General features: G+C 72.4%; 15 protein-coding genes and 2 pseudogenes. 8 read left to right on the top strand and 9 right to left on the bottom strand.

Translation table 11 applies throughout. The annotated features are described in order from the left end of the window. Positions 1–38: 38 nt before the first annotated feature. From FF36_RS08250 to FF36_RS37425, 5 genes are all read right to left on the bottom strand, one after another. Positions 39–527, bottom strand: coding sequence for a hypothetical protein (locus tag FF36_RS08250; protein ID WP_044884384.1), 489 nt, complete (start codon positions 525–527; stop codon positions 39–41). Between the two features lie 686 nt (positions 528–1,213). Next, positions 1,214–1,609, bottom strand: coding sequence for a hypothetical protein (locus FF36_RS08245; protein ID WP_044884383.1), 396 nt, complete (start codon positions 1,607–1,609; stop codon positions 1,214–1,216). A gap of 325 nt (positions 1,610–1,934) precedes the next feature. After that, positions 1,935–2,930: an NAD-dependent epimerase/dehydratase family protein gene (locus FF36_RS08240; RefSeq protein WP_044884382.1), complete on the bottom strand. Its 996-nt coding sequence runs from the start codon at positions 2,928–2,930 to the stop codon at positions 1,935–1,937. A gap of 8 nt (positions 2,931–2,938) precedes the next feature. Further along, positions 2,939–4,435, bottom strand: coding sequence for a helix-turn-helix domain-containing protein (locus FF36_RS08235; RefSeq protein ID WP_044884381.1), 1,497 nt, complete (start codon positions 4,433–4,435; stop codon positions 2,939–2,941). A 169-nt stretch (positions 4,436–4,604) separates the two neighbouring features. After that, on the bottom strand, positions 4,605–4,928 hold the full coding sequence (locus tag FF36_RS37425; RefSeq protein ID WP_236705641.1) for a hypothetical protein: 324 nt from the start codon (positions 4,926–4,928) through the stop codon (positions 4,605–4,607). A 134-nt stretch (positions 4,929–5,062) separates the two neighbouring features. Here FF36_RS37425 and FF36_RS08225 point away from each other — a divergent pair. From FF36_RS08225 to FF36_RS08195, 8 genes and pseudogenes are all read left to right on the top strand, one after another. Continuing rightward, positions 5,063–6,213: pseudogene (locus FF36_RS08225) on the top strand (nicotinate phosphoribosyltransferase); the annotation flags it as partial. Position 6,214: 1 nt separating this feature from the next. Next, positions 6,215–6,694, top strand: a pseudogene (locus FF36_RS37420) (nicotinate phosphoribosyltransferase); the annotation flags it as partial. 250 nt (positions 6,695–6,944) lie between these two features. After that, positions 6,945–7,607, top strand: coding sequence for an NUDIX hydrolase (locus FF36_RS08220; RefSeq protein WP_044884431.1), 663 nt, complete (start codon positions 6,945–6,947; stop codon positions 7,605–7,607). Between the two features lie 110 nt (positions 7,608–7,717). Continuing rightward, complete coding sequence (gene clpS, locus FF36_RS08215; protein ID WP_041938928.1) at positions 7,718–8,008, top strand: ATP-dependent Clp protease adapter ClpS; 291 nt, start codon at positions 7,718–7,720, stop codon at positions 8,006–8,008. A 1,057-nt stretch (positions 8,009–9,065) separates the two neighbouring features. Next, positions 9,066–9,605 (top strand): DUF2017 domain-containing protein, encoded by a 540-nt coding sequence (locus FF36_RS08210; protein ID WP_044884379.1) that lies wholly within the window; start codon positions 9,066–9,068, stop codon positions 9,603–9,605. A 109-nt stretch (positions 9,606–9,714) separates the two neighbouring features. Then, a complete protein-coding gene (locus FF36_RS08205) occupies positions 9,715–10,119 on the top strand; it encodes a M67 family metallopeptidase (protein ID WP_044884378.1) in 405 nt (134 codons plus the stop codon). A 358-nt stretch (positions 10,120–10,477) separates the two neighbouring features. After that, complete coding sequence (locus FF36_RS08200; protein WP_044884377.1) at positions 10,478–10,798, top strand: MoaD/ThiS family protein; 321 nt, start codon at positions 10,478–10,480, stop codon at positions 10,796–10,798. A gap of 21 nt (positions 10,799–10,819) precedes the next feature. Continuing rightward, positions 10,820–11,767 carry a PLP-dependent cysteine synthase family protein gene (locus tag FF36_RS08195; protein ID WP_044884376.1) on the top strand — a complete coding sequence of 316 codons (948 nt, stop codon included), beginning with the start codon at positions 10,820–10,822 and terminating at the stop codon, positions 11,765–11,767. A 158-nt stretch (positions 11,768–11,925) separates the two neighbouring features. Here FF36_RS08195 and rdgB read toward each other — a convergent pair whose 3' ends face one another. From rdgB to murI, 4 genes are all read right to left on the bottom strand, one after another. Continuing rightward, the gene (gene rdgB / locus FF36_RS08190) at positions 11,926–12,534 is read right to left on the bottom strand and encodes an RdgB/HAM1 family non-canonical purine NTP pyrophosphatase (RefSeq protein ID WP_044884430.1); all 609 of its coding nucleotides are present in this window, start codon (positions 12,532–12,534) and stop codon (positions 11,926–11,928) included. A 113-nt stretch (positions 12,535–12,647) separates the two neighbouring features. Continuing rightward, the coding region (gene rph, locus FF36_RS08185) for a ribonuclease PH (protein ID WP_242422374.1) at positions 12,648–13,367 on the bottom strand (720 nt) is incomplete at its 3' end. Positions 13,368–13,490: 123 nt separating this feature from the next. Next, entirely contained in the window at positions 13,491–14,237 is a 747-nt protein-coding gene (locus tag FF36_RS08180) for an MBL fold metallo-hydrolase (RefSeq protein ID WP_044884374.1), read from the bottom strand. Continuing rightward, positions 14,234–15,154, bottom strand: coding sequence for a glutamate racemase (murI, locus tag FF36_RS08175; RefSeq protein WP_044884373.1), 921 nt, complete (start codon positions 15,152–15,154; stop codon positions 14,234–14,236). The genes FF36_RS08180 and murI overlap by 4 nt, the downstream gene beginning before the upstream one ends. Positions 15,155–15,720: the final 566 nt, after the last annotated feature.

Raw genomic sequence — 15,720 nt, 5'->3', positions numbered from 1 at the left:
TCCGGGGCGCCGTCGCAATGCGGGGAGACGCCGGCGGGTCAGGCGCGCGGGCCGGGGGCGCTGACGCCCGCCGGGCGAGTCGATCCGCCCGGCGCGGTGTCACCGGCCGCGTTGTAGTAGGAGTTCTGCGGTGGGGCGGCGGGCTGCTGCTGGTAGGTCGCCTGGGCCGGGGCGGTGGATAGCTCGCCGCCGGCCTGCTCACCCACGGTGGCGGCCGCGATGATCAGTGAGTGCAGGTCGTCGACCTGGCCGACGGTGCGGGCCTGCGCGGCCTGGGCCGCTTCGAAGCGGTCGGCCACCAGCAACGCGCTGCCGATCAGGACGAGCGCCAACCCGCCGAAACCGCCGGACACCACGTACGGTAGTTGCAGTGCGACGTCCGTCTGCTTGGAGACGCCCAGGTAGCAGCCGAGAAGCAGGACGCCGCCGGCTGCCGCCACCACCCATCCACGCAGCGCACGGACCACGTCGACCACCAGGCGCGCGGTGGGCCGGGGGTTACCGGTCCCAGCGGTCTGCTCGTCCACTTTCGTCTCCCCCATGGAGCGTCTCGTCGTCGGTCGTTCGGGCGGAGTCCCGCGTGGCGCCCGTCCCGGTAGATGATCCGGGCCACGACAGACGTCAGATTAGTGCGCGGAGCTGACCAGGTGCTCTGTCGGGTGGCCCACGGATGTTCCCGGCGAGCTCCGGCGGCACGGGAGGCTTCGTCGCATTCGGTATATGAGGATAGGCCAACGTCCGCCAAGGTCGGTCAAGTATGTCCGTTCACGGACAGTCTGGGCCTTATGTCGGCGGCCGTCGACCCTAGGACGATCGGTTCGCCTCCGCCCGGCGGGCCCGAGGCCGCGGACCGACACCGGCGGGCGCTGTTGCGGCGCAGGCCGCCGCCCGGATCTGGCGGCGCGCTGTCCATCCGGGCGCCGCTGCGGGTGGGCGCGGCCCGACGCGACCAGGCCGGAGCGCCGCGGTCCGGGCCGGACCGACGGCCTTCCCCGCACCTGCCGGCCGTCCCCTGGGATTCGGGCCGGTCGGCGGACCCGTCCGCCGACCGGCCCGCACGTCCTCGGACGGTGATGATGTGTTGGGTTTCTCGTGCTGGAAAATTGCCCTTTCGGGCCATCGGCGATGTTTCTGGGCCCGCATTGCGGAAGCGGTGACTTCCGGTTGCCGCCCGTGGGATGGGGCTCGCCGGGCGGACCCGCGGCGCCGCGGATCAGTCCGACCGGCGGGGCTGCGCGGGGATGACGGTCGGAGCGTCGAGGACGTTGCAGAGCACGGGGGCGCCGAGCGTCGCGACGATCGCGCCGTGCTCCCGGTTGATCGCGTCGGGCCCGGCGCCGCCGGGCCGCGGGGCGTGGGCGGCCTCGGCCGGCGTTTCGGCTGCGGTGGGCGGCGCGGCGAGCAGGTCCGCGCAGCGGTCCACCCAGACGCGCCGACGCTGTCCGAGCTGCCGATCCTCGACCTCCAACGGCCCGGGGACGCCACCCATCGCGGCCTGGAGATGGGCCCACTCGTGCGCCGCCGACCAGCTCGTGAAGGAGCCCAGGTACTCGCCGTCGTAGTCGTAGACGTGACAGGGCCGCAGGCCCAGGTGTCGGTCCGCCACCATCACAGCCAGCCCTTCGGGGTCGGGAAAGCCTGTCAGGATCCATCGTCCCGCGGGTCGGAACTCCCTGCCGACGGAACGGACCGGGTCGGTCCGACCAGTTCGGGAACCCGATCGTCCGGGATGTGACCCCGGGCCGGCTGCGCCGGAGGCGCTGGTCTCGAGCCCAGAGGTCCTACTTCGCTACAGGTTACGGGGTGTGCACGGTGGGCGGTAGCCCGGGGGATGTCCCGGATGGGACGCCGCCGGGGAGGCCGGGCGGCACCGGGGACGTGCGGTGACGGCGGGGCCGGGGACGTGCGGTGACGGCGGGGGCGTCGGGGTGACGTCAGGTGATGATCGGGACGTTGCGCTGGCGCGGCGGCACGCCGGTCCCGCCGGATGCCCGGCCGAACCGCCAGGCGTCCGAGACGATCTGGTCGATGCTCGACCGGGGCGAGCCCCAGCCCAGCTCGGTGCGGATCCGCCGGCTGTCCCCGATGAGCGCCTTGGGTTCGGGGACGGGCGGGCAGTGGATGCGCCGCACCGGGCGCCCGCTGGCCCGGCCGACGGCCGTCAGCACGTCGATGATGCTCACTCCGACGCCGCTGCCCACGTTGAACACCGAGCAGCGTCCCGGCGTGGCCGCCATCAGCGCCGCGTGGTAGGCAGCCGCCATGTCCCCGACGTGGACGTACTCCCGCAGTGCCTGCCCGTCCCCGTTGACGCGGAAGACGTCGCGGCGCCCGCTCGCCACCGCGATCGCCGCCGGGATGATCCGGCTGTCGTCCCGGTCGTAGTGCCCCTCGACGGCGCCCGCGACGTTGAACGAGCGCAGGATGACCGCGCCGATCAGGCCGGTGCCGGCCTGGTGACTCAGCAGGCGCTCGGCGGCGAGCTTGGACGCGCCGTAGGGGTTCGACGGGTCCGGCGGGCGGCTCTCCGGGACGCCGGTGAGATCGACGTCGCCGTAGACGGCGCAGCTCGAGCCGAACACGAACGCGGGCGCGACCCCGGTCCGCTCCGTGCCGATCTCCAGCGCCGTGAGCAGGTTGACGGTGCCCGTGAGGTTGGCCTGGAAGTAGCGCAGGGGAGCCATCCGCGACTCCCGGACCCGGGTCAGGGCCGCGAGATGGCACACCCCGTCGAAGCCCCGGTTCACCCCCGCGGCGGCGAGCTGCCGCGGGTCGAGCAGGTCCGCGGCCACCACCTCGACGCCGGGGGCGAAGACCGGCGCCGAGGAGTGGTCGCGCACCATCGCGGTCACCGCATGGCCGTCGGCCGCGAGAGCGTCCGTGACCACTCCGCCGATGAATCCGGACGCACCGGTGACCAGAACGCGCATGTCCCGGATCAGGACGCCGTCCGGGCGCGTACGCCGGGCAGCAGCGTCTCGCGGTGGCGCCAGGCGAGCTCGAGGCACGCCGCCGCGGACGGAGCGATGGGTTCGGTGTCGACGAGGCGGCGCAGCGCGGTGTGGGTGAACGGGATGCCCTCGGTCACCGCCCGGTTGGGGCCGGCCGTGACGACGGAGCCCTCGGCGTTGCTCTGGACCATCCCGCCGAACAGCTTGTCGAAGGCGTCCGCATCGATGACCACGACGGTGAGTATCTCGCCGAACAAGGTCAACGCGTCGAGGCCGATGCCGAAGTACGACACCCGCACCGAGCCCGCCCGCCGCGCCTGCTCGAAGGAGCGGAACGGCTCGTCGGTGTCGTAGTCGATCGGGCTGGACGAGCTGCCGTCGTGCTCGGGGTTGCCGAGCAGCTCCTCGCTGAGCTCCCGCATGATGTTGCGCCACAGGTCGAAGTCGGCCTCGTGGTGGAACGCGGTGATCCCCGACGGCTGGAACACCCCGGCGGGGATCACGTGGTAGACCCCGCCGGCGGTCGCCACCGAGCCCGCGCTGCGCCGGTGCAGGAAGAAACTCGCCTGACCGCCCCGATCGTGCCGGATCGTCAGGGTATTGATCGACGGCAGCGCCACCCGGCGGCCGAAGTCGAACGGGTTGCCGATGCGCGCCCGGAACGGCAGCGCCGGCCAGGACAGACCGGTGCCGGCCATCGCGGCGGCCGCCTCGTGCGCCACCGTCTCGCACACGTCGACGGCGTCGAAGTAGGTCGTGTGGCCGAAGTTCAGCGTCGGCCGGTTGTCCGCCGTCACCGGCGCCGTGCCGTCGCCGCCGATGTCCAGCAGCCGGAAGCTCAGCCGGTTCTCGAACAGCGTCGGCCGGTCGAGGTCGCGCATCGCCCGGGTGTAGCGCTGGTACCGGGTCTGCGCGCTGCCGCCACCGAGCAGCGGGCGGCTGCCGGCCGTCTCCGGCTCGTCCCCGCGGATCAGCGGCGGATCGACCTTGTCCTGCCAGTGCAGGGCGACCTCGTCGATGTCCACCGGCCGGTCCCAGACCCAGCCCGGGCGGGCCAGCAGTCCGCTGCCGAGCCGGTCGGTCTCCGGGTAGAGCCGCACCGCGGCCCGGGCCAGGCTGATCCGGTGGTGGTTGAGGTGGTCCCGGGTCAGCCGCCAGGCGCGCTGGCTGGCGGCGACCTGTTCGGCCGCGGGACTGCGTGGGCCGCTGTCCCGTCGGCGGTCCGCCATCGCGCCGGGCGCCAGGCCCACGTCCTCCGGGGACAGCGCGAGGTTGCGGGCGATGTGGCGCAGCGTAGAGATGTCGTGGATGGCCCGGCGGCCGCTTTCCACCTTGGAGACGTACGACTGGTCGAAGCCAAGCCGATCGGCGAGTTGCTGCTGCGTCAGGCCGTGTGCCTGCCGGTAAGCCCTCAGGAGCTGGCCGACGCCGACGCTGGCTGGAGTGGCCCGCGGCGGCGTCCAGAGCCAGGTGTGACCAGTCACCCGCTGTCCTCTCGTCCGACAATCGTGTTACGCGAAGTGAGCATAACGAGTCGGGCATCAGGGAGCGCAGTGACATAAATCGACCACCCCATACGGAGGTGGCCCGGTGGCGTCCTGCAACATCTTCGCTGCCTTGCGTTATGCGGTGCTGTTCCCGCCATCCCGGCGTTCATTGGTTGGGCAACCCGTCGGACAGATCGAGGACGACCACGATAATGATCGCGACGAGTATCCAGCGGAAGAAGCCGATGCGGCTCCACACGTCGCGGGCGATGCTCCGGCCGGCTCGACCGCCGAGTACGAGCAGAGCGAGCAACGCGCCGCCGACCACGACGATGAAGATGCCGGCATTACTCTGGTCCACGCTCAAGACGATCGCATGACGGCGTCGGACGACTACGGAGGTCCTGTCCAATTGCCGCCGATCGGCCGCGAACCGCGCCACCCGGGGCACACACCCGGCCGGCGCGAGGTCGGTCGCGGGCGTGGTCACGTCGAGGTACTCCGGGTCGCTGGCGGCGTGGGGCGGCAAGGTGTGAGGGACATCATGCAGGATTGCGCCTGCCCCACCGCCGGACCAACACACCTCCCGGCACGGCGAACCCATCCCCTTCCGCCGCCCGCGGGATGTCGTCAGGCGCGCATCTGGACGAGCTCGTCCCTAGCCTGTTCCGGATGTCCACGGCACTTATGACCGATCACTATGAGTTGACCATGCTGCGGGCGGCGCTCCGCTCCGGGGCGGCCAACCGCCGCGTGGTCTTCGAGGTCTTCACCCGTTCGCTGCCGCCCGGCCGCCGCTTCGGCGTATTCGCCGGTACCGGTCGGCTGCTCGACGCCCTGGCGGACTTCCGCTTCGCCCCGCCCGAGCTCGCCGCGTTGCGCGCCGCCGGCGTCGTCGACGACGACACCGCTGCCTGGCTGGCCGACTACCGCTTCCGCGGCGACATCCGCGCCTTCGCCGAAGGTGAGCCGTTCTTCCCCGGCGCGCCGGTTCTCGCCGTCGAGGGGACGTTCGCCGAGTCGGTGCTGCTGGAGACGCTCGTGCTGTCGATCCTCAACCACGACAGCGCGATCGCCGCGGCCGCTGCTCGGATGGTCGCCGCGGCAGGCTCGCGGCCCTGCCTGGAGATGGGCTCGCGGCGCACCCACGAGGCGGCGGCCGTCGCGGCCGCGCGGGCTGCCTACCTGGCGGGCTTCGCGGCCAGCTCCAACCTGGAGGCGGCGCGGACCTACGCCGTGCCCAGCGTGGGGACCAGCGCGCACGCGTTCACCCTCGTCCATCCCACCGAGGCCGAGGCGTTCGCCGCCCAGGTGGCCGCCCTGGGCCGCGACACGACGCTGCTCGTCGACACCTACGACGTCCCCGCGGGCATCGCCGCGGCGGTGGCCGCCGCCGGGCCGGAGCTCGGCGCCATCCGGATCGACAGCGGCGACCTGGGTGGGCTGGCCACGGCCGCCCGGGCGCAACTCGACGCGCTCGGCGCGCCCAGCACCCGGATTATCGCCACCGGGGACTTGGACGAGCACGCCATCGCCCGGCTGGGCGAGGCGCCCGTCGACGGCTACGGCATCGGGACGAGCCTGGTCACCGGCTCCGGGGCGCCGACCGCCGGGTTCGTCTACAAGCTCGTCGAGGTCGACGGCGTCGCCGTCGCCAAGAAGTCGGTGGGCAAGACCAGTCGCGGGGGACGCAAGCGGGTCGTGCGCCGCCACGACCCCAGCGGCCGCGCCGTCGCCGACGTCGTCCTCCCCGCCGCCGCTCCCGCCACCGCTGCNCCCGCCACCGCCGCTCCCGCCACCGCTGCTCCCGCCACCACAGCCGCCAGCAGCGCGGCTCCCGCCGCCACGGACTCTCTCGCCGCGACGGCCGCTCCCGCCGTCACGGCCTCCTCCGCTTCCGCGGCCACTGCGGCCCCTTCCGCCGCGGGGCCCACCGCCATCGCTCCTACCGCCACCGGTCCCACCGCTGCGGCCGCGGCGCCGACCGCCGATACCCCCTCCGCCGGCTCGACCTTCGTCGCCGCGCCGGTGGCGGCTGCGGACTCCGGGTTCCGGCCCGGCGAGTCCCGGGACCGTGAGCTGCTCCAGTCGATCGTCGTGCGGGGCGAGCTCGTCGACACCGACCTGGTCGGGCCCGCCGGCACCCGACGGGCCCGCGAGCACCACGGCCGGGCGTTGACCGCGCTGCCCCCGACGGCACGGGACGTGCGCTTCGGTCAGCCATGCCTGCCCGTCGTGCACACCACCCACGCCTGATCGCGGTGGCGCAGGCCTGACCCGGCAGGCCCAATCGGGCCCGACCACCGGTCACGTTCGGGCGGCCCGGCCGCACCGCCACGGCCCCGCGGACCCGCTCCAGGGAGGGGGCCGTGTGCGGTGGGATGGGCATGGCCAGACTGGAGGGGTGCCGCCCGCCTCGCCGCCGAATCAGGTCCGCGGTCCGCGTGACGGCGACGACGGGCGGCGTCATGGTGACCCCGTCACGCCGCCGGTCGTCGCCGTCAGCGTGGACCTGGTTCTGCTGACCCTGCGCGGCGGTCGGCTCTGCGTCCTTCTGATCCGCCGGGACCCGCCGTTCGACGTGGCCTGGGCCCTGCCCGGCGGCTTCGTCGACGGCGACGAGGACCTCGACACCTCGGCGTCGCGCCAGTTGTGGGCCGAGACCGGGGTGACCACGACCGGCCATCTCGAACAGTTGCGTACCTACGGTGGCCCGCACCGCGACCCGCGGGCGCCCGGGGTCAGCGTCGCCTACCTGGCCCTGCTGCCGAACCTGCCGCAGCCGGCGCCCGGCGGGGACGGCCCCCGTGCGCGGTGGTGGCCGGTGGCGGACCTGGACTCCCCGGATGGCCCCGCGCTGGCCTTCGACCATCCACGGATCGTCGCCGACGGGGTCGAGCGGGCTCGCGCGAAGCTGGAGTACACCCCGCTGGCCGCAGCCTTCTGCGAGGACCAGTTCACCCTCGCGGACCTGCGTCGCGTCTACGAGGCCGCCTGGGACGTCGCGCTGGATCCGCCGAACTTCCGGCGCAAGGTGCTGTCCACGCCCGGGTTCGTCGTCCCGGTGGGCCGGCGCACCTCCCCGCGCGGCGGCGGCCGGCCCGCCGAGCTGTACCGGCGCGGCTCGGCCACCGCACTGCATCCGCCGCTGCTACGCCGCTCCGTCTGACCGCCGTCGCCTCGCTGCCTCGTCACGTGCCGTGAGCGGGACGTGCGCCGTTGCATCTCACCGTGCCCGGCGACGGGTCAGGGCGCGGGAATGGCGTAACAATAGGCCTCGTGTCTGTCACCGCCGTGTCGCCCGTCGACGTCGAGGAAGCCGACGAGACCCTCGACGACGATCGGCCGTGGGTCACGATCGTCTGGAACGATCCGATCAATCTCATGTCGTACGTGACCTACGTCTTTCAGAAGTTGTTCGGCTACACCAAGTCGAAGGCCACCGAGCTGATGCTCGACGTCCACCACAAGGGGCGGGCCTCGGTCGCCACCGGTACCCGGGAGGAGATGGAGGCCGACGCGGAGCGCCTGCATGCATACGGACTGTGGGCGACGATCGCCCAGGACTGACCAGCCTGGACGGGCGACCCCGGGCACCCGGCGCCGGTGGGGGATCCGATCGGGTGTCAGGGGGTCGCCTCGGCCCTGGCCGCCATGGTCCCTCTCCCGACCGCGCGTTCGCCGTGCCGTGGCCGTCTGCCGTGCGCGGAGGCGGCCGATCGGTCTCGCGTGGGCCCGACTTTTCCCAACCATCGGGCTCCGTCGGGGCAACGGGGCCACAAAGAGCTAGCTGGATCGGGGTCGGGTCGGGCGAGGCTGAGCGCCGGCGGCAGGCGGCGCCGCGCGCGCCGGCCGCCCGGGGCGGCGGGTGATTCTGGCCGGGTAGGACGGAATGCCGGGGGCCGGTGGGCCCGGCCGTGGGCGATGGTCCGACAATGTGCTCGGCGGGTCGAGAAGATGCGGGCGGGATTCGTCCGGATCGGTCCCGGAGGAGTCCCGCGGCAGTGATTCCGAAAAGCCCGCTGAATCCGTATTCCCCGTTTCTCGGCGGATCGATACGTTCCGCGGCTCGGTTCTGCCGGACTCCGGGGATGAATCCGGGCTGTGCGTATCGGTCATCAAGGAAAATTCGACTCCATCGTCCGGAATATTCGGGTAATTAGGACGCGACCTCCTCCGGCAGGCGTCGCGCGGCCACCGCATGACTCCGCTCGGTGCCGGGTTCAGTAGCGTCCGTATCGCAAAATTGGCCAGATTCCGGGTGGGACGAGCGAGCTACCCCTTCCCGGGGATCACCCCCGAAAACGCCTCCGGAGGCCCGCGGGCCACCCGCACCCCGGTCGCGCAACGGCCGTCGGCGCCCGGTCAGCGCCGCCTTCGAGGTCCTGGGCCCGACGCCCCGATGCGGCACGCAGGGCCACCCCGCCGGCTCGACTAGGCTGGCGATGGTCAACCGCCGGACGCCCGCCGTGGCCCGCCGCGCGCCCGCCTGGCTTTCCAGGCGATGGCGCCGCGGGACCCGTCGCGCGGACGGTCGAGCCCCGGCGGCCCCGGCGGCGTCGGCGGTGACCAACGAGAGATCCGCGGGCGGGCGCCGCGGACGAGCGGTGATGGAGGGCACGACGTCGTGGCTGCTGACGGTTTCCGTCGCACCCGGTCCGGGATCGAGCTGCGGCTGCCGCAATGGGAGTCGGCGCTGTTGTCCCAACTCGTCAGCCAGATCGAGACGCTGCTCGAACCGCCGCCCGTCGAGGACCCGCTGGAGGCGATGGTCGGGCTGCGCGACACCGCCCCGCCCCCGCCCGAGGACCCGGCGATCGCCCGGCTGCTTCCCGACCCGTACCCGGACGACCCGATGGCCTCCGGGGACTTCCGTCGCCGCCGCACCGACGACCTGCTCGCCCGCAAGCGCGACGCCGCCCGCCGGGTGCTGGCCGCCATGCCCGCTCCCGGGTCCGTGCTCGTTCTCGATGAGGACGCCGCCCAGGACTGGCTGACCACCCTGAACGACCTGCGGCTGTTCCTGGGCACCCGCCTCGCCCTGACCGACGACGACTCCTCCGACGAGTTGGAGCGGATGGATCCCGAGGATCCGCGCTACCCGCTGGTGGCGACCTACGTCTTTCTGACCGGGCTGCTCGACGAGCTGACCCGGGCGCTGGACTAGGCCCGGACAAGGCCCGGACCAGGCCGCCCGGGGCGATCCGGGTCGTGGCCGGGACGTCTCGTCGCCAGGACCTGCCCAGACCACCCCTTCCGCGTCGTACGGTGGGCCAGTGCTGCGCATCGACCGTGCCTGTTACGAGGCGATCGTCGCCCATGCTCGCCGTGATCACCCCGACGAGGCGTGCGGGGTCGTCGCCGGCCCGGTGGGTTCGGATCGGCCGGAGCGGTTCATCCCCATGGAGAACGCCGAGCGTTCGCCGACCTTCTACCGCTTCGATTCGAAGGAACAGCTACGGATCTGGCGGGAGATGGACGACCGTGACGAGGAACCCGTCGTCATCTACCACTCGCACACCGCGACCGAGGCGTTCCCGTCCCGCACGGACATCTCCCTGGCCGGGGAGCCCGACGCACACTACGTGCTGGCGTCCACTCGGGAGCCCGACCACACCGAGTTCCGGTCCTTCCGGATCACGGACGGCGTGGTCACCGAGGAGCCGGTGGAAATCGTCTGAGGGCCTGGGACGTTGCAGTGGCGGGGCCGGCGCGGGCGGGGCCGGCGCGCGACGGGGCAGCAAGGGGGGTGACGGCGTGGCCGGTTTCATCGGTGCGCGAGCAGGGCGGCCCGGGGCGGCATCGTCCCTGCCTGCGTCACGGTCCCTGCCTGCGCCATCGTCCCTGCCTGCGCCAGCCGAATCGGAGACAGCCGTGCCGTCGTCGGGGCATCCTGGGCCTGCGAGTGGCGAAGGCCCCGCCCCGGCGCATCCCGGCCAGCAGTCCTGACACCCCGCAGACCCCCGCCCGCACAACACCCCGCCCATCCGGGCGGCGCCTCGGTCGAGCCCGACCGCTGGCACCCGCGAAAGGAGCACCATGGCAGTCCAGGTCCGTGTGCCGACGATCCTGCGCAGCTACACGGGAGGTTCGAAGCTGGTCGAGGGCACGGGCGACACCGTCGCCGCGCTCTTCCTCGATCTCGACTCCCGGCACTCCGGGCTGCGCGGCCGCCTGGTGACCGGTGACGACGGGACCGAGCTGCACCGGTTCGTCAACATCTACGTCAACGACGAGGACGTGCGGTTCCTCGGCGGGCTCGACGCCAAGCTCAACGACGGCGACGAGGTCACCATCCTGCCCGCGGTCGCCGGTGGCTCCGTCGACAGCTCGCCCGGCGCCTGCGCCGGTCAGCACTAAGCCGAGCGGCAGGTCCGACTCATGCGATTCGACTCCCTGGCCGACTCGGTCGGCCGGACCCCGCTGGTCGGGCTTCCGCGACTGTCCCCGTCGCCGGAGGTCCGGCTGTGGGCGAAGCTGGAGCAGGACAATCCGACCGGTTCGATCAAGGACCGGGCGGCGCTGTGGATGATCGCCGACGGCGAGAAGCGCGGCCTGCTCACCCCCGGCGCGACCGTCCTGGAACCGACCTCCGGCAACACCGGTATCTCGCTGGCCATGGTCTGCCGCCAGCGGGGTTACCGGCTCGTCTGCGTCATGCCGGAGAACACCTCGGTGGAGCGCCGCCAGCTCCTGCAGATGTGGGGCGCCGAGATCCGGTACTCGCCCGCCGCCGGCGGCTCCAACGAGGCAGTCGCCGTCGCGAAGCGGCTCGCCGCCGAGAACCCCGACTGGGTCATGCTCTACCAGTACGGCAACCCGGCGAACGCCCAGGCGCACTACGAGACGACCGGCCCGGAGATCCTCGAGGACCTGCCCGCCATCACCCATTTCGTCGCCGGCCTCGGGACGACCGGCACCCTGATGGGCACCGGCCGCTACCTCAAGGAGCGGGTGCCCGACATCACGATCGTCGCCGCCGAGCCCCGCTACGGGGAGCTGGTGTACGGCCTGCGCAACATCGACGAGGGCTTCGTGCCCGAGCTGTACGACCCGTCGGTGCTTACCTCGCGCTACTCCGTCGGTCCACGCGAGGCTCTGCGCCGTACCCGCGAGCTCGTCCAGGAGGAGGGCATCTTCGCCGGGATCTCCACCGGAGCCATCCTGCACGCCGCGCTGGCCCAGGCCGAGCGGGCGGTCCGGGAAGGTCGACGGGCCGACATCGCCCTCATCGTCTGCGACGGCGGCTGGAAGTACCTGTCCACCGGCGCCTACGCCGGCACCCTCGAGGAGGCCGAGGCGGCGCTGGAAGGTCAACTATGGGCGTAGCCCCGTAGATCGCCTTCGGCGATCTACGGGGACCCCTCGCCCAGGGCGCCGTTCGGGGTTTTTGTCAGATCGCCTTCGGCGATCTTCCTGGGGGAGCCGGTGGGGGCCTTCGGCGATCTACGGGGACCCCTCGCCCAGGGCGACGGGAATCCGCCCGCTCAGGAGGCCAGGACTTCGCCGAGGAGGGTGGCCAGGTCGCGGAAGGCCAGACCGCGGTGGCTGATCGCGTCCTTCTCGGCCGCGGTCAGCTCGGCGTTGGTCCGGGTCTGGCCGTCGGCGAGGAACAGCGGGTCGTAGCCGAAGCCGCCCTGGCCGCGGGGCTCGGTCAGCAGGATCCCCCGCAGCTCCCCGTGCGTCACCCGCTCCACGCCGGCGGGGGTGACCAGGGCCGCCGCGCAGACGAAGGCCGCGCCGCGTCGCGCGGGCGGCACGTCGTCGAGCTGGGCCAGTAGCAGGGCGTTGTTCGCCTCGTCGCGTTCGATGCGGGTGCCGTCCCGCCGTCCGGACCAGCGGGCCGAGCGCACGCCGGGCATGCCGGACAGCTCGTCGACCGCGAGCCCGGAATCGTCGGCGACGGCGGGCAGCCCGGTCTGCTCGGCCGCCGCCCGCGCCTTGATCAGGGCGTTTTCGGCGAAGGTGGTCCCGGTCTCGGCCACCTCGTCGCCGTCGGGGAGAGCCACCAGCTCCACCGCCAGACCGCTGGCCGCCAGGATGCGGCGTAGCTCGGTCAGCTTCGCCTCGTTGCGGCTGGCGAGCACCACCCGCACCGGCTTCGACGAGCCGGCCGGCGCCCCCGCCGCGGCGACGTCCGTGCCGATGGTCGAGCCGGTAGTCGATCCGGTAGTCGGCTTCGCGGTCACCGGGCCCCCTCCGGTNGGGNGGGACCCGCCGGTGCTGGACCGCGCAGCGCCTCGGCCTGGATCTCCGTGAGCTGGGCGCAGCCGAACACGGCGAGGTCGAGCAGGCTGTCGAGCATCGCCCGGTCGAACGGGGCGCCTTCGGCGGTGCCCTGCACCTCGACGAATCCGTCCGCTCCGGTGCACACCACGTTCATGTCGGTGTCGGCGGTGGAGTCCTCGGTGTAGGCGAGGTCGAGCATCGGCTCGCCCCGCACGACCCCGACGCTCACCGCGGCCACGCTCGTCGTGATCGCCGCAGGCCGGCCGAGCCAGCGGGCGGCGTCGACCAGCGCGACGTAGGCGCCGGTGATCGCGGCGGTGCGGGTGCCGCCATCGGCGAGCAGCACGTCGCAGTCGATGGCGATGGTGTTCTCGCCAAGGGCGGCCAGGTCGATGCAGGCCCGCAGGCTGCGCCCGATCAACCGGGAGATTTCGTGAGTGCGCCCCCCGATCCGGCCACGCACCGACTCGCGGTCGTTGCGGGTGTTGGTGGCCCGCGGCAGCATCGAGTACTCGGCTGTCACCCAGCCCAGGCCGCTGCCCTTGCGCCAGCGCGGGACGCCGGTGGTCACCGAGGCGGCGCACAGCACCCTGGTCCTGCCGGCACTGATCAGCGCCGACCCCTCGGCGTGCTCCTGCCAGCCCCGCAGGATCGTCACCTGCCGGAGTTCGTCCGGTTTCCTGCCATCGACTCGTGTCACGCCCGCGACACTATCGGCCCGCCCCGGACCGGCCACCCGGCCCCGTCTGACTGGACCCGGCCTGGCCTGGTCCGATCGGGCGACGCGGTCCGATCGGCGACGCGGTCCGATCGGCGACGCGGGTCAGATCTCGAAGGTGGCCCCGGGCGTGGCGATGGTCAGGTTCCCGTCGAACGCCCCGACCGCCTCCTCCTCCGAACGGGCGGCGTTTCCCCAGGGGACGAGATGGGTCAGCACCAGCCGCCCCACGCCGGCCTTCTGCGCGTGCTCGCCAGCCTCCCGGCCGGTCAGGTGCAGGTCGGGCGGATTGTCCTCGTCGTCGAGGAACGACGCCTCGCACAGGAACAGGTCGCTGTCGCGGGCGAGCCGGACGAGCCGGTCACAGGCGCCGGTGTCGCCCGAGTAGGTGAGCACCCGATCCTCCGCCGTGACCCGGACGCCGTACGCCTCGACCGGGTGCGCCACCCGGGTGAGGTCGATCCGGAACGGCCCGACGTGCAGGCAGCCGGCGCCGATGGTGCGGAAGTCGTAGATGTCGGCGAGGCTGTCTTCCGGCCACTTCTCGAATGCCCCGCACAGCCGTTCCTGGGTGTTGATCGGGCCGTAGACGGGGAGCTTGGGCGGCATGCCCTCGGGGTGGTAGCGCCGCGCGTAGGAGTTCGCCACCAGGTCCAGGCAGTGATCGCCGTGCAGGTGACTGAGCAGGACCGCGTCGATGTCGCGCAGGTCGCAGTGCCGCTGCAGTTCACCCATCGACCCGTTGCCCGCGTCGAGGACGAGCCGGAACCCGTCCGACTCCACCAGGTACGACGAGCAGGCGGAGGCCGGCCCCGGGTACGTGCCGGAACAGCCGAGAATGGTCAGTTTCACCGTGGCACCACCGGGCTCTGCTGGGAGGAATCCTGATCCGCCGCGGGTCGGGCGGTCCAGACGGCTGCGGTCGAGGTCCTGGTGGCGGGCGGCGCGGACGGAGCCGGGAGGGACGGCTCCCCGGAGGCCACGGCCGAGACCTGGACGAGTTCGGGCCCGAGGAACCTGCGCCCCACGCGGGTGAACAGCGCGGGGTCACCCGTGGTCAGGAAGCGGTGGCTGGGTGGTGGTAGGTCGGGGTCGCGGAACAGCCCGTCCCGCGCGAGCACCCGGTAGGTGTCCTTCGCTGTCTCCTCGGCACTGCTCACCAGCGTCACGCCCTCTCCCATCACGAGGCCGATCACCCCGGTCAGCAGCGGGTAATGGGTGCATCCGAGTATCACCGTGTCGACGTCGGCTTCCTGCAACGGTGCGAGATATGCCTCGGTCAGTCCGAGTAGCTGCCGCCCCGAGGTGATACCCCGCTCGACGAAGTCCACGAACGCGGGGCAGGCGACGCCGGTCAGGTCGACGCCCGCGGCGGCGGTGAACGCGTCGTCGTAGGCGCGGCTGCCGATCGTGGCCACCGTGCCGATGACGCCGACCCGACCGCTGCGGGTGGCCGCCACCGCGCGCCTGGTCGCCGGCATGATCACTTCAACGACCGGGACGCTGTAGCGTTCCCGCGCGTCGCGCAGGCACGCCGCGCTGGCCGTGTTACAGGCGATCACGAGCAGCTTCACCCCCTCGTCGACCAGACGATCAAGACACTCGAGGGCGTAGCGGCGTACCTCGGCGATGGGGCGTGGTCCGTAGGGTGCCCGTCCGGTGTCGCCGAGATAGACCAACGGCTCATGCGGAAGCTGGTCCAGAATGGCGCGCGCCACTGTGAGACCGCCTACTCCGCTGTCGAACACCCCGACCGGCGCGCCGCTCATGAGCGATCAGACTAAGCCGGAAACCCGATGCTCACCCTGTGGCTGTCATCACGAAACCTTTGTCCAATACGGGACAGCATGCGCAAGTCGCACATCGTGCCGATCTGTCCGGCGCTTCGGGTTGCCTCGCCGTGTGTCATACGTCGTTGCTACCCATGCTCCGGTCCCGGTGTGCCGGGGCCGGACGATGTGTGGCGGGGTCGACATCCCCCGGCGGCCCCCTGGCCCCAGGGGAATGCGCAATGTCCGGCCGATCGGGTCGGGATCGATCCGGTGCGGCCCGCTCGTCCTCCCGCGACGAAAGGTACCCGCCTGGCAGCGGCATACGGGTACAGGGACCTCAAACGGGGTGTACGCTAGAACTGCCTGTAATCGATCAGTGACTAATAGCTATCGACCAGGTNGGTTGAGGACGCGGCTGAGGCGTCCGGGTCGTTCCCATCCGTCCCCGAACCGCGATGTCCCAGTCGCATCCTCGAGCTCGGCGGCGTCCGGTCGGGGTATCCATGGTGATGCCCCGACCGGCACCGTCGGGCCAGTGCCCGTGCCGCGCGGGCATCGGCGCC

The organism is Frankia torreyi (assembly GCF_000948395.1).
GTDB classification, from domain to species: Bacteria; Actinomycetota; Actinomycetes; order Frankiales; family Frankiaceae; genus Frankia; species Frankia torreyi.
This window is presented reverse-complemented; position numbering and strand designations above follow the sequence as displayed.